This is a genomic window from Rhodanobacter thiooxydans, from assembly GCF_030291135.1.
Taxonomy (GTDB): domain Bacteria; phylum Pseudomonadota; class Gammaproteobacteria; order Xanthomonadales; family Rhodanobacteraceae; genus Rhodanobacter; species Rhodanobacter thiooxydans_A.
This window is the reverse complement of the sequence record NZ_CP127409.1, coordinates 1,751,403-1,768,321: the sequence shown is the minus strand read 5'-3', so window position 1 is coordinate 1,768,321 and position 16,919 is coordinate 1,751,403. Positions and strand designations below refer to the sequence as shown.

Genomic DNA, 16,919 nt, shown 5'->3' with positions numbered 1-16,919 from the left:
GAACGAAGTACTCCTCATGTTGCCCGTCGTCGCACTGGTTGGTCGTCCGAATGTCGGTAAATCGACCCTTTTCAATGTGCTGACGCGCAGCCGTGACGCCCTGGTGGCCGACATGCCGGGCGTTACCCGCGATCGTCACTACGGCGTCTGCCGCAGTGGCGATCGCCCGTTCGTGGTGGTCGATACCGGCGGCCTGTCCGGCACCGAAGACGCCATGGACGTGCTGACCGCGAAGCAGGTGCGCCTGGCGATTGCCGAAGCGGATGTACTGGTGTTCGTGGTCGATGCCCGCGACGGCCTGCTGCCGCAGGACTACGTGATCCTGGGCGAGCTGCGCCGCAGCGGCAAGCCGATCGTGGCGGTGGTCAACAAGACCGACGGCCTCGACGAACAGGCCGTCATGGCCGAGTTCTTCGCCTTCGGCATCGGCGCCACCTTGCCGCTGTCGGCGGCGCACAACCGTGGCACCGACGACCTGATCCGGGTGCTGCTGCCGCTGCTGCCGGCCGACCGGGAAGTTGCAACGGAAGTCGAGGGCGAGGACGGCAGCATCCGCGTGGCCATCGTCGGCCGCCCGAACGCCGGCAAGTCGACCCTGATCAACCGCCTGCTGGGCGAGGAGCGGCTGATCGTCTCCGACGTCGCCGGCACCACCCGCGACCCGATCCGGGTGCCGCTGGAACGCGACGGCAAGCGCTACACGCTGATCGACACCGCTGGCATCCGACGCAAGGCGCGGGTCGAGGAAGCCGTCGAGAAATTCAGCGTCATCAAGACGCTGCAGTCGATCGCCGCCGCCCAGGTGGTGGTGGTGATGATCGACGCCCGCGAAAACCTGGCCGACCAGGATCTCACCCTGATCGGCTACGCGATGGACGAGGGCAGGGCGCTGGTCATCGCGATCAACAAATGGGATGACATGGATTCGTACCAGCGCGACGAATGCCGTCGTGCGCTGGATCGACGACTGGTGTTCGTCGACTGGGCCAAGCAGGTGCAGATCTCCGCGCTGCACGGTTCCGGCCTGCGCGAATTGATGCGCGCGGTGGTGCGTGCGCATGCGTCGGCGACCAGGGAGCTGGTGTCTTCCGACCTCACCAAGACCCTGGAAAAGGCTTACGAGAGCTACCAGCCGCCGCTGGTGAACGGCCACGCACCGAAACTGCGCTTCGCGCATCCGGGCGGCACCAACCCGCCGACCATCGTGATCCACGGCACCCGCACCAAGCACATCGCACCGGCCTACCAGCGTTACCTCGAAAATTTCTTCCGCAAGCGTTACAAGCTGGAAGGCACGCCGGTCCGGATTGCCTTCCGCGAGGGCGAGAACCCGTACGCGGGGCGCAAAAAGGTGCTGACCAAGGAACAGCAGCACAAGGCCCGGCGCCGGGTCAGCGACCTGATCAAGCGCACGCGCTGAGTCGCCGGATTTCCTGCCAGCCACGCCGCGCGGGTCAGCCCAGGTCTGGCGGAGTCAGGGCATACACCGCTGCGTCGCATGCCTGCTCGCGCACCCACAGGCGATGGCGGGCGATGGCCTCGAACCGTGCCCCCAGCTTTTCGGCCGTGCGTCGGCTCGGCCGGTTGTCGGGCAGCGCGACGATCTCGATGCGGATCAGCCCCAGCCACCCAAAACCGAAACGCGCGACCATGGCCGCCGCAGCCGCTGCGATACCTTGCCCGTGACGTGACTGGCGCACCCAGTAACCCAGGTTTGCGCTTTGATGAACCCGATTGCGCTGGCCCAGGCCGACGCCGCCGAGCAAGTCGCCCGCGGCGGCATCGAAAACCGCAAAGGCAAAGTGTTCGCCCGAGCGCCAGCCTGCCTGGCAATGCGCCACCCAGGCCATGGCAGCCTGCAGGTCGTAATCGGCGTGGCACCACGGCAGCCAGCGGCCAACGCTTTCCACAGACTCGCGCGCGGCCTCAGCCAGGGCCGTCGCGTCGCGGTCCTGCCATGGGCGCAAATTCAATCGACCATCGGTCAGTTCCAGCGCGGCTGGCATCGTCTCGTCTGCACCCATGCAGCGTTCCGTTTGTGCGCATCAGGCCAAGCCCGGATAATGACCGACTTTACACCCGGGTATTCCCATGAACGCACGCATCCTTGACGGCAAACGCATCGCACAGGAATTGCTGGAGCGTGTTGGCGTGCGCGTCGCCGCGAGGGTGGCGCAAGGTCTGCCCGCACCGGGGCTGGCAGTGGTGCTGGTCGGCAGCGATGCGGCCTCGGCGGTCTACGTGCGCAACAAGCGCAAGGCCTGCCAGCAGGTGGGCTTCCGCTCGTTCGGCTACGACCTGCCGCCCGACACCACCCAGGAAGAACTGTTCGCCCTGATCGACCGGCTCAATGCCGACCCGGACGTGCACGGCATCCTGGTGCAGTCGCCGCTGCCGGCACATATCGACGAGGACGCGCTGGTCGATCGCATCGACCCGAACAAGGATGTCGACGGTTTCCAGGCGATCAACGTGGGGCGACTGGCCCTGCGCCGTTTCGGCCTGCGCCCGTGCACGCCCAAGGGTGTGATGACCCTGCTCGGGCACACCGACCGCCCGGTGCGCGGCCAGCACGCGGTGGTGATCGGCGTGTCCAACCACGTGGGTCGCCCGCTGGTGCTGGAGCTGCTGATCGCCGGTTGCACCACCACCTGCTGCCACAAGTTCACCCGTGACCTGGAAAGCCATGTGCGCCAGGCCGACATCATGATCGTCGCGGCGGGCAAGCCGGGACTGGTCAAGGGCGAGTGGATCAAACCCGGCGCCGTGGTGATCGACGTCGGCATCAACCGGCTCGACGACGGTCGCCTGGTCGGCGACGTGGAGTTCGCCCCGGCCGCCGAACGCGCCAGCTGGATCACCCCGGTGCCCGGCGGTGTCGGCCCGATGACGGTGGCCACGCTGATGGAGAACACGCTGGAAGCGGCCGAGGCGCACACCGCACCGTACCGGGTCGCCTGAGCCGTCGGTTGCCACTGCATTCAGCCGCACGTCTGGCGAGCATCCCGGCAGGGCGCGTATAATTCCCTCTTTGCAGCGGGACTTTTCGCATGCGCATCCTCGCCGAGGCCCTGACCTACGACGACGTCTACCTTGTTCCGGGCCATTCCATCGTGTTGCCGCGCGATGTGAACACGTCAACGCGGTTCACCCGCGACCTGCGCCTGAACATCCCGATCGTGTCCGCCGCGATGGACACCGTGACCGAAGCTCGGCTCGCCATCACCATGGCGCAAAACGGCGGCATCGGCATCATCCACAAGAACATGACCGCCGAACAGCAGGCCGCTGAAGTGCGCCTGGTGAAGAAGTTCGAGGCCGGCGTGATCCGCAGCCCGATCACCGTGGGTCCGAACACTTCGATCCGCGAGGTGCTGCGGCTGACCCACGCGCACAACATCTCCGGCGTGCCGGTGGTCGACGGCGAGCAGTTGATCGGCATCGTCACCAGCCGCGACCTGCGCTTCGAGCGCAAGCACGACGATCCGGTGCGCAACATCATGACCCGCCAGGACAAGCTGGTGACGGTGAAAGAGGGCGCCAGCCAGGACGAGGTGCTGCAGCTGCTGCACAAGTACCGCATCGAGAAGGTGCTGGTGGTCAACGACGCGTTCCAGCTGCGCGGGCTGATCACCGTCAAGGACATCCAGAAGGCGCGCGACAACCCGCATGCCGCGAAGGACCACCACGAAGCGCTGCTGGTCGGCGCCGCGGTCGGTGTCGGCGGCGACACCGAGCAGCGCGTGGCCGCACTGGTCGACGCCGGCGTCGACGTGCTGGTGGTGGACACCGCGCACGGCCATTCGCAGGGCGTGATCGAACGCGCCGGCTGGGTCAAGAAGCACTACCCGCAGGTGCAGGTGATCGCCGGCAACATCGTCACCGGCGAGGCGGCGCGCGCGCTGCTCGACGTGGGCGTGGACGCGGTCAAGGTCGGCGTGGGTCCCGGTTCGATCTGCACCACCCGCGTGGTAGCCGGCGTCGGCGTGCCGCAGATCACCGCGATCGACCTGGTCGCCACCGCGCTGAAGGACGAAATCCCGCTGATCGCCGATGGCGGCATCCGCTATTCCGGCGACATCCCCAAGGCGCTGGCTGCCGGCGCGTCCACCGTGATGCTCGGCTCGATGTTCGCCGGCACCGAGGAGTCGCCGGGCGAGGTCGAACTGTTCCAGGGCCGCTCCTACAAGAGCTATCGCGGCATGGGTTCGATCGGCGCGATGCAGCTCGGCTCCAAGGACCGCTACTTCCAGGACGAGGCCGACGCCGACAAGCTGGTGCCCGAAGGCATCGAAGGCCGTGTGCCGTACCGTGGCCCGCTGCGCAACATCATCCACCAGCTGATCGGTGGCCTGCGCGCGTCGATGGGTTACTTGGGCGCAGCCACCATCGACGACGTGCGGCACAAGGCGCAGTTCGTCAAGGTGACTTCCGCCGGCGTCACCGAGGCGCACCCGCACGACATCCAGATCACCAAGGAAGCGCCGAATTACCGGCTGAATTCCTGATTGCCGGGAATGGAGGATCGGGAATCGTCTGAAGCAGATCCCCCGATCCTGCGCATCCCGCATGTGTCGGGTGCGGCGAGAGCTGGCTCCTCCATTCCCGACTTCCCATTCCCGATTCCTGGCCATGCAATGACCAACATCCACTCCGACAAGATCCTGATCCTCGACTTCGGTGCGCAATACACCCAGTTGATCGCGCGACGCGTGCGCGAGCTGGGCGTGTACTGCGAGATCTGGGCCTGGGATCACGATCCGGCCGAGATCGCTGCCTTCGGTGCGAAGGGGTTCATCCTGTCCGGTGGCCCGGAGTCCACCACGCTCGAAGGCGCGCCGGAGGCGCCGCAGCAGGTGTTCGACGCCGGCCTGCCGATCCTCGGCATCTGCTACGGCATGCAGACCCTGGCCGCCCAGCTGGGTGGCGCCACGGAAGCGGCGGACGCCCGCGAATTCGGCCACGCCAGCGTGGACATCGTGACGCCCAGCCGCCTGTTCGACGGCCTCACCGATCATCCGGGCGAGCACAAGCTGGATGTCTGGATGAGCCACGGCGACCACGTGTCGAAAGCGCCGCCGGGCTTCGTCGTCACCGGCAGCACCGACCGCATCCCGGTTGCGGTAATGGAGAACGAGGCCAAGCGCTGGTACGGCGTGCAGTTCCACCCGGAAGTGACGCACACGAAGCAGGGCGAGGCGCTGCTGAAGCGTTTCATCACCGAGATCTGCGGCTGCAAGACGCTGTGGACCGCGGCCAACATCATCGACGACCAGATCGCCCGCGTGCGCGCCCAGGTCGGCGACGACCACGTACTGCTGGGCCTGTCCGGTGGCGTCGATTCCTCGGTGGTCGCCGCCTTGCTGCACAAGGCGATCGGCGACCGGCTGACCTGCGTGTTCGTCGACACCGGCCTGCTGCGCTGGCAGGAAGGCGACCAGGTGATGGCCACCATGGCCGAGCACATGGGCGTCAAGGTGATCCGTGTGAACGCGGCCGATCGCTACTTCCAGGCGCTCGCCGGCGTGGCCGATCCCGAAGCCAAGCGCAAGATCATCGGCGGCCTGTTCGTGGAGATCTTCGACGAGGAGTCGAGCAGGATCACCGCCGATGGCAGCCAGGTGAAATGGCTGGCGCAAGGCACGATCTACCCCGACGTGATCGAGTCGGCCGGCAGCAAGACCGGCAAGGCCCACGTCATCAAGAGCCATCACAACGTCGGCGGCCTGCCGGCGCACATGAAGCTCAAGCTGGTCGAGCCGCTGCGCGAACTGTTCAAGGACGAGGTGCGCCGGATCGGCGTGGAACTCGGCCTGCCGCGGGCGATGGTCTATCGCCATCCGTTCCCCGGCCCGGGCCTGGGCGTGCGCATCCTGGGCGAGGTGAAGCGCGAATACGCCGAACTGCTGGCCCAGGCCGATGCGATCTTCATCGACGAGTTGCGCAAGGCCGACCTGTACGACCGGACCAGCCAGGCGTTCGCGGTGTTCCTGCCAGTGAAATCAGTCGGCGTGGTCGGCGACGCGCGTGCCTACGAATGGGTGATCGCGCTGCGCGCGGTGGAGACCATCGACTTCATGACCGCGCACTGGGCACACCTGCCGTACGAGTTTCTTGGCAAGGTTTCAAACCGTATTATCAATGAGTTGCGTGGTGTTTCTCGTGTTGTCTATGACATCAGCGGCAAGCCACCGGCCACGATCGAGTGGGAGTAGGGCAATCAACCACTTGTGCACACCTGCGAAGGCCGGCAACTTGCCGGCTTTCTCACGTTCAAGCCACAATATATTGAAATGACTGATGAAATAACCGAAAGCTCAGGTAAATTCTCAACTGCCGACATGCAGTACATGCAGCGTGCACTGCAGTTGGCGGCGCACGCCCGCGACGCCGAGCATGAGGTGCCAGTGGGAGCCGTGCTGGTGCAGGGCGGGGACATCGTCGGGCTAGGCTGGAACCGCAACATCACCCTGCATGACCCGACCGCTCACGCCGAGATCATGGCCATGCGTGCCGCCGGCGAGAAACTGGCCAACCACCGCCTGTCCGGCGCCACGCTGTACGTCACGCTGGAGCCGTGCTCGATGTGCGCGATGGCGATGATCCACGCCCGCCTTGGCCGGGTGGTCTATGCCGCCGCTGATCCCAAGACCGGTGCCGCCGGCAGTGTGTTCGACACCCTCATCGATACCCGCCACAACCATCGCATCGAGGTGGCCGGAGGCCTGCTGGCCGAGGAATCCGCCGGCATGCTGCGCGAGTTCTTCCGCTCGCGCCGCTGAGCATCAGTCGCCGTCGAACTGGGCATCGACTGTGGCCAGCGTGCTCCCGGCAGGTGCATGGCGATGGCTGCCGATCAATTGCAGACGAAGCCCCCAAGGTGCCACGAAATCCAGCACCATGCGGCCGGCCAGCGGGCCGGATGCCATCCGGTGCGGCGTGCCGGTGACGCTGGCGCCGTCGTGCTGCAGCCATTGCCCGGCATGCAGCACGTCATCCGAAACAAACTGCAACGGCCGAACAGCCGGGCGCGACACGGAAGAGGGTGAGCTGCCGCGATTGTCGAACAGCTCGATGACCGAGCCCGCATCACAGGACATCAGGCGGGACGCCGGCACTCCACCTGGCGAGGCCAGGGCAGTTGCGGAATCCGGGCCGATCAGGCGGCAATCCAGGGCGTTCTGGAAAAAAGCCACGGCTTGCGCCAGATCGGGCACGCCGATCCGGGCATAGTCGCCGCCGTACAGCGTCGCCGCGCGGGTGCTCGCGGGCACGATCCCGGCCAGGCCGAAAGCCAGAAGCAGCAGCGTGAATAGTGACTTGCCCATGGATCCGTGCAGCCGGATGTGCGTTGGGCAGCTACATGGTCATCGACCATTCCCTGCAAAACCCCTGACTGATGACCTGTCAGTTTCCCTGGGCGAACGATCATCCGGCACCGACTTCGTTCTCGTGCGGAAACGGAGCGATCGCCCGCATGCTGTTTACCTGCCGCGCCGCAGCCCCGATTCTGTGGTCGTGCAAACAGGCCGGCGTACGTTGTCTGATCCAGATTGGTCGGTCCGGTCCATTCCATTCCTCGCCGAGGGCTATCAGTATGAAGCGTCACTTCAGCAACTTGTGGCAACACCCGGGTAGCCGATTCGAAGGCGCCCACGCCGCACATCGGGCCGCAACGCCACGCAGCACACATGTCAATCCTGACCTGCAACCCGAGGACGGCTACGACTGGCTTCGTCAAATCAGGCAGACACAGGCAAGGCACGCGACAGGGCACCGGGCGCGGATCCACGGGTAATACGCAGTCGAACTGATCTTGCCGGAGTATCGATACCACCATCTATAATTTCGCATAATGTATATTATGTAAAATTACAAATAGATTGTGAAAGCGCCCAAATACAACCCCGTATGTCTCTGGTAAATCCCTCAGAGTGTCGCACGACTGTTATGGCGGCAGCATCGTCGCGATCTCGGCACGTTGCCGGATGAATGGCCGGCTGGACGAGCAATCGCCTGGGCCACGCCCTAGCCAGTCGAGCCTGCCGCTCACGCAACATGCGCTTGTGGTGACAAGGCTGCAAGCAGGCACGTCTGTCCTGCGCGAGGCGTACGACTGAGGATCCGCTGAGCTACCCTGCTCTACGTGCGTGCGGCGCCGGGCTTGATATCGACGCGGCGACAGCCATCTTCATCGCACTGGAAACGAACCGGAGGAGGCCCGCCATGCCACGCTACAGCAGGAATCCCGATGCATTGTCGCAGCTCAGCCCCGAGCAGTACCGGGTGACCCAGCAAAGCGGCACGGAGCGTCCCGGCACCGGCGAATACCTGCACAACCGGGAGCCGGGCATCTATGTGGATGTCGTGTCCGGAGAGCCGTTGTTTGCCTCGTCCGACAAATTCGAATCGGGCTGCGGCTGGCCGAGCTTCACCCGGCCGATCGAGCCTGCCCACGTCAACGAACTGCGCGACGCCTCGCACGGCATGATCCGCACCGAGGTGCGCTCGGTGCATGGCGACAGCCACCTCGGCCACGTTTTCCCCGATGGCCCGGCTGATCGCGGCGGCCTGCGCTACTGCATCAACTCGGCCTCGTTGCGCTTCGTCCATCGCGACGACATGGAGGCCGAAGGCTACAGCGATTACCTGGACCAGGTGGAGGACGTGCGATGAGTACCGAACGCGCCATCCTGGCCGGCGGCTGCTTCTGGGGCATGCAGGACCTGATCCGCCGCCAGGACGGGGTCGTCTCGACCCAGGTCGGCTACAGCGGCGGCGACGTGCCGAACGCCACCTATCGAAACCATGGCAGCCATGCCGAGGCGATCGAAATCATGTTCGATCCGGCACGGATAAGCTATCGCACGCTGCTGGAATTCTTCTTCCAGATCCACGATCCATCCACGCCGAACCGACAGGGCAACGACCGCGGTAGCTCGTACCGCTCGGCGATCTTCTATGCGTCGGAGGAGCAGAAGCGGATCGCGGAGGACGCCATCGCCGACGTGGATGCCTCGGGCCTGTGGCCCGGCAAGGTGGTGACGGAGGTGGCGCCGGCTGGTGATTTCTGGGAGGCCGAGCCGGAGCACCAGGATTACCTGGAACGCTATCCCGATGGTTACACCTGCCACTTCATCCGGCCGGGCTGGAAACTGCCGCGCCGCCACGCGGCTGGCTGACCCCGGATATCAACGCCCGAAGATGATTTCCTTGCCTTCGTGATCGCGGTCCCAGCCGCGCAGCTGATCGCGGATGTGGGCAATGCGCTGGCGCCCGAGCGCGTTGCGCTCTTCATCGAGCACCTGGCCATCCAGCAATTCGGCCAGGCGCTGCGCGGTGGGCAGCATCGCGTCCCAGGCATCCAGCGCGGGCAGCGGCGCCGGCAGGGTCATGAAGAAGCTCACCCCGAGCGTGTGCAAGGTATCCAGCCGCGCCAAGTCGAAATTGCCCGGCTTGAGCATGTTGGCGACGCTGAAGATCGGCCCCAGCTCGCGCTTGCCGTCGACCAGGCGGTGGTAGATGCCCATGTCGCCGAATTCCAGGCCGGCCTTCTCGGCGGCCACGACCAGATCCGGGCCATGGAAGCGCGCTCCGTCGCGGGCCACCACGAATAGCGTGACGATGCGCTCCACCGGCAACTGGGGCGGACGCCGGCCAAGATCCGAGCGCGGTGGCGTAGCAGTCGTTGCAGCCGTCGCCGACATTGCCGGCGCAGGAATTTCCTCCGCAGCGGGCGGCACGTCCGGTGCTGTCGGCTCGCTGGAACTGGGCGCGCGCAAGGCGTCGATGATCGAGGCGACATGATCGGCCAGCTTGGGCTGCTGCCTGGGCTTGGCCCTGGGTGCAGCGGGCATGGAAGTCTTGGTACGTTCGCCGGACAGCGTGGCACCCAGCCGTTCGAGTTCCTCGCGCAGGCCAACCTCCAGTTCGCCCTGCTGCGGGCCGGCATCACCGCCAATGAAGAGATCGTTCGAGACGGGATCGCCGCCCGGCTCGCCCAAGGTGGGCTCGCGACGCTCGCCGGCATGCTGATCCGGCACGACCCGGCGCCTGCCCTGCTCCTTCTTCGGCTGGCCGAACAGCCAGATCAGCGCCAGCACGATCACCCCGACGATCAGCAGCGGAATGCCGACGGCGGGGTTCCAGGCAAAGGCAAGCACGGGTTGCAGCGTCATCATGGGTTCCTCAGGCAGCGCCTGCCAGTTTAGCCGCTTCGGCCAGGTCCACCTGCACCAGCCGCGACACGCCCGGCTCGCGCATGGTCACGCCGCACAGCTGGGTGGCTGCTTCCATGGTCGCCTTGTTGTGGCTGATGAAGATGAACTGCACCTTTTCGCTCATCTCGCGCACCATGTTCGAGAAGCGCCCCACGTTCGCCTCGTCCAGCGGCGCGTCCACCTCGTCGAGCAGGCAGAACGGCGCGGGATTGAGGCTGAAGATCGCGAACACCAGCGAGACCGCGGTCAGCGCCTTCTCGCCGCCGGACAGCAGGGTGATGTTGGACACGCGCTTGCCCGGCGGCCGCGCCATGATCGACACGCCGGTGTTGAGCAGGTCGTCGCCTGTCAGTTCCAGGTAGGCATGGCCGCCGCCGAACAGGCGCGGGAACAGTTCCTGCACGCCGGCGTTGACCTTGTCGAAGGTTTCCTTGAAGCGCTGGCGGGTCTCGCGGTCGATCTTCTTGATCGCGCCTTCCAGCGTCTCCATCGCACTGACCAGGTCGGCCAGCTGGTTGTCCAGGTAGGTCTTGCGCTCGCTCTGCTCGGCGTGTTCCTGGATCGCCGCCAGGTTCACCGGCTCCAGTCGCGCGATCTTCTGGCCGATGTCGTTGAGCTGTGACCGCCACTGGTTCGCGTCGATATCCTCGGCCAGTTCGGCCAGCAGGGTTTCCAGTGCCAGGCCGGACGTGGCGATCGCCGCCGCCAATTGCTCGGCGCGCAGCTGCAGCGCCTGGGCGGCGAGGCGCTTCTCAGCCAGGTTTTCGCGCAAGCTGGCCAGGCCCTGCTCCGCCAGATGCCGCTGCTGTTCGAGCTTGCGGAATTCGACGTCGCAGTCTTCCAGCGCGCGGCGCGCCTCGACCAGTTGCCTGTCGACCAGCAGGCGCTGATCCAGACAGGCCTGCCGTTCGGCCTCGAGTTCGGCGATCGGGTCGGAGCCGGCGGCGAGCTGTTCGGCGATTTCGTTGCGGCGTGCCTCGATCTGGCGCAACTGGACGTCCATGCGGCCAAGTGCCTGTTCCAGCGAGCTCAGCGAAGAGCGCTTTGACTCCAGCGCCAAGGCGAGCGAGTGCGACTGCTCGGCGGCCTCGCGTGCATTCATGCGCGCTTCTTCGCGTGCTTCAAGCAGCGCACGGCGCTCGTTTTCCAGCTCGCGACGCTGGTCTTCCTGGTCGCCCATCAGGCCGACCGACTCGTCCAGTCGGGCACGCGCCTCGCGGGTCTGCTTCTGCAGCTCGTCGATCTGCGTGGCCAGGTCGACCAGCTCGCCGCTGACCTTTTCGGCGCGGGCGCGGGCGGTTTCCAGCTTGCCGCGATGGCTCTGCAACTGGCCGGCCAGCTCTGACTGGCGGCGGTGTGCGTTGTACAGCTCGCGCTGCGCGTCGTCGCGCGCGCGCTCGGTCTCGAACTTGCTGGTGCGCAGCATATCGAGCCGTTCGCTGGCTTCCTCCAGTTGCGCTTCCAGCGTGGCGACCTGCTCGATGAGCAGGCGCAGCTCGCGCTCGCGCGCCAGCACGCCGACCTGGCTGCCCTGCGCGCGGCGCACGCGCGCCCAGCCCGGGCCCAGCCATTCGCCGCTGCGGGTGATCACCGACTGGTACGGCGCCAGCGCGGACAGCGAGGCCACACGCTGATGCGCGTCGTCCAGCGATTCGGCGGTCAACACGTGGCCGAGGATCGCCAGCGCCGCGGCGGGCCCGCGCACATGGGCGGCCAGCGTGCCGGCGGTGTTGGCACCGCCGTCGGCGGCGTCGAGCAGCGCCACATCGGCGTTTTCGAGGGCATTGAATTCGACGGCGAGTGCATGCGAGCCATCCACCAGCACGCTGTCGAGGAAACCGCTGAGCGCGGTTTCCACCGCGGTTTCCCAGCCCGCCTCGACCTGCAGCGATTCGCCGAGGCGACGCGAGCGGTCCAGCCCCAGCCGCGCCAGCCAGCCGCTGGCGGCGCTTTCTTCCTGGCCCAGTGCGGCGTGCTGCAATGCTTCCAGCGAAGCGTGTCGGCCGCGTGCCGCCTGCAACTGCTGGCGTGCCTCGTTCAGCGCCGACTGCACCTGGCGCTCTTCCTCCAGTACTTTCTCGTGGCTGGACTTGTGCTGGTCGAGCAGGCTGCCGAGCGTTTCGACGTGCTCGCGCTGGGTGTCGTGTTCATCGACCAGTTGCTGGCCGGCGGCGTCCAGCGCGGCCACGTCCGTGGCCTTCTGTTCGGCTTCCAGCGCCTCGCGTCGGCGCGCCAGGTCGATCGCCTGGCGGTCGAGGTAGTTGAGCTTGGTGCGTTCCACCTCAGCTGCGCGGTTGGATTCGCCGGCGTTGCGGGTGTGGCTGTCCCAGCGCTGCTGCCAGTCGGCCAGCTTCGCCTCGGTGCTGCGCTGGGCCTCGGCGGTGTCGTCCTGCAACTGCTGCAGGGCTTCGAGTTTCGGTTCGCCTTCGGCCAGCGCCAGGCGCAGCGCCTCGCCCTGTTCCCGGTCGGTGGCGATGTGCGCGGCCAGTTCGGCATGCTCGCGCTCGGCGTCGCCGTGGGCGCGCTGCAGGCGGTCGGCGGTTTCCTTGTTGTAGCGAACCTGCTGCTCGACCCGGGCGATCTCGGCGCCGACCTTGTACACCTCGGCCTGCACGGCATTCAGGTGCTCGCTGGCGTCGGTGTGGCGCTCGCGCACGCTCTCCAGCTGCGCCTCGATCTGGCGCTGGCCGGCCAACTGCTTCTCGATCTCGATCTCGGCGGCGGACAGGCCTTCGCCCTCGCCGTCATGCTGGCTCTTCAGGCCGCGGTATTCCAGCGCGCGCAGCTCGGCTTCCTTGCGCGTCTGCTCTTCCTTCAAGGCCTTCCAGCGCTCGGCCGCGCGGGCCTGGCGGTTCAGGTGTTCGAGCTGCTTGTCCACCTCGTCGCGCACGTCGCGTACGCGATCGAGGTTCTCGCGGGTGGCCTTGATGCGGCTCTCGGTTTCCTTGCGGCGCTCCTTGTACTTGGAGATGCCGGCGGCCTCTTCCAGGTGCGTGCGCAGTTCTTCCGGGTGCGCCTCGATGATCTGGCTGATCATGCCCTGCTCGATGATCGAGTAGCTGCGCGGGCCGAGGCCGGTGCCGAGAAACAGGTCGGTGATGTCGCGGCGGCGGCAGCGCGCACCGTTGAGGAAGTAGGCAGACTGGCCGTCGCGGGTGACCTGGCGCTTCACCGAGATCTCGGCGTACTGGCCGTACTCGCCCTGGATCGAGCCGTCGGCGTTGTCGAAGATCAGCTCGACCGTGGCCTGCCCCACCGGCTTGCGCGTGTTGGAGCCGGAAAAGATCACGTCGGTCAGCGAATCGCCGCGCAGGCGGCTGGCCGCGCTCTCGCCCATCACCCAGCGGATCGCGTCGATGATGTTGGATTTGCCGCAACCGTTCGGGCCGACCACGCCAATCATGTTGCTCGGCAGGTGCAGGGTGGTCGGGTCCACGAAGGACTTGAAACCGGCGAGTTTGATCGTGGTCAGGCGCATGCGGTCATCAATGGGTCATCGGTAGTGCCCGCACCGTCCGGGCGACAAGGCACTGTGCCAAACGCGGGGCCGCGCTGCAACGCGTTTCCGCATGAAGTAACAGTTGAAGAATTCGATATAACTTATTGTTTAAAATCTATTTGTTTTTTGCGTCGATCGACAATGCATGGATTCCGTTGTCCATCAACCCGTCCAGCGCCGCATAAACCAGACGGTGGCGGCGGATCGGCAACAACCCGGCAAACGCGGGGCTGACGATGCGCACGTGGAAATGGCCCCTGCCCTCGCCGGCGTGCCCGGCATGCAGGTGGCCTTCGTCGACGATTTCCAGCTCGGTGGGTGCCAGGGCCTGGGTCAGGCGCTGGCGGATTTGTTCGATCATCGCCTCGCTCACGCCGGCAAGGCCTTGCGGAACGGCTTGATCTGCACCTCCGCGTAGACGCCGGCTGCCACATAGGGGTCGGCATCGGCCCAGGCGCGGGCTTCGGCCAGCGACGGGAACTCGGCCAAGATCAGGCTGCCGCTGAAGCCGGCCGGACCCGGGTCTTCCGATTCGATCGCCGGGAACGCGCCGGCCACGAACAGCCGCCCCTCGTCCAGCAGCGCCTGCAAGCGCGCGATATGCGCCGGGCGCACGCCCTTGCGCTTCTCCAGCGAGTCGGCAACGTCCGTTCCGATGATGGCAAACCACATGATGCGGGCTCCGGGCTTCGGCGAAACCGCAAGTTTAACCCACGCCGACGCTTAGGCGTTCCGCGCGGTCGCAGCCAGCTGCGCCGTGTCGACGCGCACGAAGACCGAGTCGCCCAGTGCGGTGAGCACCTCGCCAGCGTAAACCTCGCACAGCACGCGGGTCTTGCGCCCGACCTCGCCCTCGACACGCGCCTTCAGCGTCAGCGGCACGTCCATCGGCGTGGGCTTGAGGAACTTGATGCCGAGGCTGCCGGTGACGCAGTCGATGCGCGGCTTGCTGTCCGGCGCGCGATGCTCGGCGCGGTAGTGGTGCGCCATCGCCGTCCAGTTGGAATGGCAGTCCACCAGCATCGCGATCAGCCCGCCGTAGACCAGCCCGGGCCAGCCGTGGAAATCCGCCCCCGGCAGATGGGTGCTGACCACGTGCACGCCGTCCTCGTGCCAGTGGCTCTTGATGTGCAGGCCATGCGGATGGGCGCTGCCGCAGCCGTAACAGACGCCATCGGGCGCGGCCAGGTCCTGCAGTGCGGGCGTGTCGACGCTCACGCCTCCGGCCGCATGTACGGGAACAGCAGCACGTCGCGGATCGAGGCCGAGCCGGTCAGCAGCATCACCAGGCGGTCGATGCCGATGCCGAGACCGCCGGTGGGCGGCAGACCCACTTCCAGCGCGCGGATGTAGTCGGCATCGAAGTGCATCGCCTCGTCGTCACCGGCGTCCTTGGCGTCGACCTGGGCCTGGAAGCGTGCGGCCTGGTCTTCCGGATCATTCAACTCGGAGAAGCCGTTGGCCAGTTCCCTGCCGTTGACGAACAGCTCGAAGCGGTCGGTGATGCCCTGGTCGGTATCGCTCTCGCGCGCCAGCGGCGACACCTCGACCGGATGGTCGGTGATGAAAGTCGGCTGGATCAGGGTGTGTTCGACGGTCTTCTCGAAGATCTCCAGCAGCAGCTTGCCCCAGCCATAGCCGGGCTTGACCTGCACGCCGAGTCGCGTCGCGTGCGCGGCCAGCGCCTCGCGGTCGCGCAGTTCCTCGCGCCGGATCCCGGGATTGTGTTCCAGCACCGCGTCTTCCATGCGCCAGCGGCGAAACGCCGGTCCGACGTCGATCGCGGCGCCGTCCCACTCCAGCTGCGTGGTGCCCAGTACGGCCTGCGCAGTGTCGCGGATCACCGCCTCGGTGAGATCCATGATCTCGTGGTAGGTGGCGTAGGCCTGGTACAGCTCCAGCATGGTGAATTCGGGGTTGTGCCGGGTCGACACACCCTCGTTGCGGAAGTTGCGGTTGATCTCGTAGACGCGGTCGAAGCCACCCACGACCAGACGCTTGAGATAAAGCTCCGGCGCCACGCGCAGGTACAGGTCCAGATCCAGCGCGTTGTGATGGGTGACGAACGGCTTGGCGGTGGCGCCGCCGGGGATGATGTGCATCATCGGCGTTTCCACTTCCATGAAGCGGCGCGACGGTGCCTCCAGCCACTGGCGCATGTAGCCAATGATCTTCGAGCGCAGCATGAAGGTGCGCCGTGCCTCCTCGGTCACGATCAGGTCGACGTAGCGCTGGCGGTAGCGCTGCTCCACGTCGGCCATGCCGTGGTGCTTGTCCGGCAGCGGGCGCAGGCTCTTGGTCAGCAGGCGCAGCTGATCCACGCGCACCGAAAGCTCGCCGGTCTTGGTGCGCATCAGCGTGCCTTCGGCACCCACGATGTCGCCCATGTCCCAGCCCTTGAACGCCTCGTAGACCTCGCCGACCGTGCCCGCGTGGATGAACAGCTGGATGCGCCCGCTGAAGTCCTGCAGCTGCACGAAGCTGACCTTGCCCTGCACGCGCTTGAGCACGATGCGCCCGGCCATCTTCACCCGCCGCGCGGCGGCCTCGACCGCCTCGGCCGTATGCACGTCCTTGTCGGCGAACTCGGCCTGCAGGTCGCCGGCAAAGCTGTCGACCTTGAAGTCGTTCGGGAATGCGATGCCCTGCCCGCGCAGTGCCGTCAGTTTTTCGCGACGCTCGGCGATGAGTCGGTTTTCGTCCTGCGTCGGTTCGGAGGATGCTTCGGCGGGCGTGGAGTGGTCGCTGGTCATGCGTGTTCCGGAAACTGGCTTGCGTGGGTGGTTGCCGTCATTCCCGTTGGTGCGGGGATGGCGCTATTGAAATGAAGAATGGGCGCTGCCCGTCAATCGTCCTTGCCGAAGACGTGCTTGACGGCATGCTTGGTGGCGTCCCAGCCCTCACGTGCACCATGACCGACGGCGATACCGGCCTTCTTTGCGCCGTGGCCGATGCCGGTGCCGGCTTCCTTCGCACCGTGGCCGACCTTCTTGGCGACATGCTTGGTGGCGTGACCGACATCGCGGGCACCGTCGGCGACGCCGTGGCCAACGGCCTTGGCATCCTGCTTGATGCCCTGTCCGGCGCTGCCTTGCTGTGACTGCGCGGCGGCGCCGAATGCTGCCAGCGCGGCTGAAGCGATCAGGATTGCGCAGATCTTCTTGCTGTTCATGCGGGCCACCTCGTCAGTGAGCGGAAGG

The 16,919-nt window shown here is 66.3% G+C and carries 16 protein-coding genes; 7 read left to right on the top strand and 9 right to left on the bottom strand.

Translation table 11 applies throughout. The features are described from left to right. Positions 1 to 16: 16 nt before the first annotated feature. The gene (gene der / locus QQA13_RS07920) at positions 17 to 1,420 is read left to right on the top strand and encodes a ribosome biogenesis GTPase Der (protein WP_108473208.1); all 1,404 of its coding nucleotides are present in this window, start codon (positions 17 to 19) and stop codon (positions 1,418 to 1,420) included. Between the two features lie 34 nt (positions 1,421 to 1,454). Here der and QQA13_RS07915 read toward each other — a convergent pair whose 3' ends face one another. After that, positions 1,455 to 2,024: a GNAT family N-acetyltransferase gene (locus QQA13_RS07915; protein ID WP_108473207.1), complete on the bottom strand. Its 570-nt coding sequence runs from the start codon at positions 2,022 to 2,024 to the stop codon at positions 1,455 to 1,457. A gap of 67 nt (positions 2,025 to 2,091) precedes the next feature. Between QQA13_RS07915 and folD the strand changes: the two genes are divergently transcribed. The 4 genes from folD to tadA all read left to right on the top strand — a co-directional run bounded on the left by folD (position 2,092) and on the right by tadA (position 6,782). Beyond that, the gene (gene folD / locus QQA13_RS07910) at positions 2,092 to 2,961 is read left to right on the top strand and encodes a bifunctional methylenetetrahydrofolate dehydrogenase/methenyltetrahydrofolate cyclohydrolase FolD (protein WP_108473206.1); all 870 of its coding nucleotides are present in this window, start codon (positions 2,092 to 2,094) and stop codon (positions 2,959 to 2,961) included. Between the two features lie 89 nt (positions 2,962 to 3,050). Next, a complete protein-coding gene (guaB, locus tag QQA13_RS07905; RefSeq protein WP_108473205.1) occupies positions 3,051 to 4,508 on the top strand; it encodes an IMP dehydrogenase in 1,458 nt (485 codons plus the stop codon). A 129-nt stretch (positions 4,509 to 4,637) separates the two neighbouring features. Then, a complete protein-coding gene (gene guaA, locus QQA13_RS07900) occupies positions 4,638 to 6,215 on the top strand; it encodes a glutamine-hydrolyzing GMP synthase (RefSeq protein WP_108473204.1) in 1,578 nt (525 codons plus the stop codon). 78 nt (positions 6,216 to 6,293) lie between these two features. Next, positions 6,294 to 6,782 carry a tRNA adenosine(34) deaminase TadA gene (tadA, locus tag QQA13_RS07895; protein ID WP_108473203.1) on the top strand — a complete coding sequence of 163 codons (489 nt, stop codon included), beginning with the start codon at positions 6,294 to 6,296 and terminating at the stop codon, positions 6,780 to 6,782. A 3-nt stretch (positions 6,783 to 6,785) separates the two neighbouring features. Here the strand turns inward: tadA and QQA13_RS07890 are convergent, their stop codons facing one another. Then, a complete protein-coding gene (locus QQA13_RS07890) occupies positions 6,786 to 7,328 on the bottom strand; it encodes a VOC family protein (protein WP_108473202.1) in 543 nt (180 codons plus the stop codon). Positions 7,329 to 8,226: 898 nt separating this feature from the next. On the opposite strand from QQA13_RS07890, the gene msrB reads away from it, so the two are divergent. Together msrB and msrA are read left to right on the top strand one after the other, a co-directional pair. After that, complete coding sequence (msrB, locus tag QQA13_RS07885) at positions 8,227 to 8,676, top strand: peptide-methionine (R)-S-oxide reductase MsrB (protein ID WP_108473201.1); 450 nt, start codon at positions 8,227 to 8,229, stop codon at positions 8,674 to 8,676. Continuing rightward, positions 8,673 to 9,182, top strand: a complete 510-nt coding sequence (msrA, locus tag QQA13_RS07880; protein ID WP_108473200.1) for a peptide-methionine (S)-S-oxide reductase MsrA — start codon at positions 8,673 to 8,675, stop codon at positions 9,180 to 9,182. The genes msrB and msrA overlap by 4 nt, the downstream gene beginning before the upstream one ends. Positions 9,183 to 9,191: 9 nt before the next feature. Here the strand turns inward: msrA and zipA are convergent, their stop codons facing one another. From zipA to QQA13_RS07845, 7 genes are all read right to left on the bottom strand, one after another. Then, a complete protein-coding gene (gene zipA / locus QQA13_RS07875) occupies positions 9,192 to 10,178 on the bottom strand; it encodes a cell division protein ZipA (RefSeq protein ID WP_108473234.1) in 987 nt (328 codons plus the stop codon). 10 nt (positions 10,179 to 10,188) lie between these two features. Next, entirely contained in the window at positions 10,189 to 13,698 is a 3,510-nt protein-coding gene (smc, locus tag QQA13_RS07870) for a chromosome segregation protein SMC (RefSeq protein ID WP_108473199.1), read from the bottom strand. A gap of 136 nt (positions 13,699 to 13,834) precedes the next feature. After that, positions 13,835 to 14,080 carry a BolA family protein gene (locus QQA13_RS07865; protein WP_015447559.1) on the bottom strand — a complete coding sequence of 82 codons (246 nt, stop codon included), beginning with the start codon at positions 14,078 to 14,080 and terminating at the stop codon, positions 13,835 to 13,837. A gap of 8 nt (positions 14,081 to 14,088) precedes the next feature. Continuing rightward, a complete protein-coding gene (locus tag QQA13_RS07860; protein WP_108473198.1) occupies positions 14,089 to 14,391 on the bottom strand; it encodes a YciI family protein in 303 nt (100 codons plus the stop codon). Positions 14,392 to 14,442: 51 nt separating this feature from the next. Beyond that, on the bottom strand, positions 14,443 to 14,937 hold the full coding sequence (locus QQA13_RS07855) for a PaaI family thioesterase (RefSeq protein ID WP_108473197.1): 495 nt from the start codon (positions 14,935 to 14,937) through the stop codon (positions 14,443 to 14,445). Further along, positions 14,934 to 16,472, bottom strand: coding sequence for a lysine--tRNA ligase (lysS, locus tag QQA13_RS07850; RefSeq protein ID WP_108473196.1), 1,539 nt, complete (start codon positions 16,470 to 16,472; stop codon positions 14,934 to 14,936). Before lysS ends, QQA13_RS07855 begins: the two co-directional genes overlap by 4 nt. Positions 16,473 to 16,564: 92 nt before the next feature. After that, positions 16,565 to 16,891 carry a hypothetical protein gene (locus QQA13_RS07845; RefSeq protein ID WP_108473195.1) on the bottom strand — a complete coding sequence of 109 codons (327 nt, stop codon included), beginning with the start codon at positions 16,889 to 16,891 and terminating at the stop codon, positions 16,565 to 16,567. Positions 16,892 to 16,919: the final 28 nt, after the last annotated feature.

Excerpts from the sequence above, each read along its gene's own strand:
- der (WP_108473208.1), top strand. The coding sequence starts at position 17 with ATGTTGCCCGTCGTCGCACTGGTTGGTCGTCCGAATGTCGGTAAATCG.
- QQA13_RS07915 (WP_108473207.1), bottom strand. The coding sequence starts at position 2,024 with ATGGGTGCAGACGAGACGATGCCAGCCGCGCTGGAACTGACCGATGGT.
- folD (WP_108473206.1), top strand. The coding sequence starts at position 2,092 with ATGAACGCACGCATCCTTGACGGCAAACGCATCGCACAGGAATTGCTG.
- guaB (WP_108473205.1), top strand. The coding sequence starts at position 3,051 with ATGCGCATCCTCGCCGAGGCCCTGACCTACGACGACGTCTACCTTGTT.
- guaA (WP_108473204.1), top strand. The coding sequence starts at position 4,638 with ATGACCAACATCCACTCCGACAAGATCCTGATCCTCGACTTCGGTGCG.
- tadA (WP_108473203.1), top strand. The coding sequence starts at position 6,294 with ATGACTGATGAAATAACCGAAAGCTCAGGTAAATTCTCAACTGCCGAC.
- QQA13_RS07890 (WP_108473202.1), bottom strand. The coding sequence starts at position 7,328 with ATGGGCAAGTCACTATTCACGCTGCTGCTTCTGGCTTTCGGCCTGGCC.
- msrB (WP_108473201.1), top strand. The coding sequence starts at position 8,227 with ATGCCACGCTACAGCAGGAATCCCGATGCATTGTCGCAGCTCAGCCCC.
- msrA (WP_108473200.1), top strand. The coding sequence starts at position 8,673 with ATGAGTACCGAACGCGCCATCCTGGCCGGCGGCTGCTTCTGGGGCATG.
- zipA (WP_108473234.1), bottom strand. The coding sequence starts at position 10,178 with ATGACGCTGCAACCCGTGCTTGCCTTTGCCTGGAACCCCGCCGTCGGC.
- smc (WP_108473199.1), bottom strand. The coding sequence starts at position 13,698 with ATGCGCCTGACCACGATCAAACTCGCCGGTTTCAAGTCCTTCGTGGAC.
- QQA13_RS07865 (WP_015447559.1), bottom strand. The coding sequence starts at position 14,080 with ATGATCGAACAAATCCGCCAGCGCCTGACCCAGGCCCTGGCACCCACC.
- QQA13_RS07860 (WP_108473198.1), bottom strand. The coding sequence starts at position 14,391 with ATGTGGTTTGCCATCATCGGAACGGACGTTGCCGACTCGCTGGAGAAG.
- lysS (WP_108473196.1), bottom strand. The coding sequence starts at position 16,472 with ATGACCAGCGACCACTCCACGCCCGCCGAAGCATCCTCCGAACCGACG.
- QQA13_RS07845 (WP_108473195.1), bottom strand. The coding sequence starts at position 16,891 with ATGAACAGCAAGAAGATCTGCGCAATCCTGATCGCTTCAGCCGCGCTG.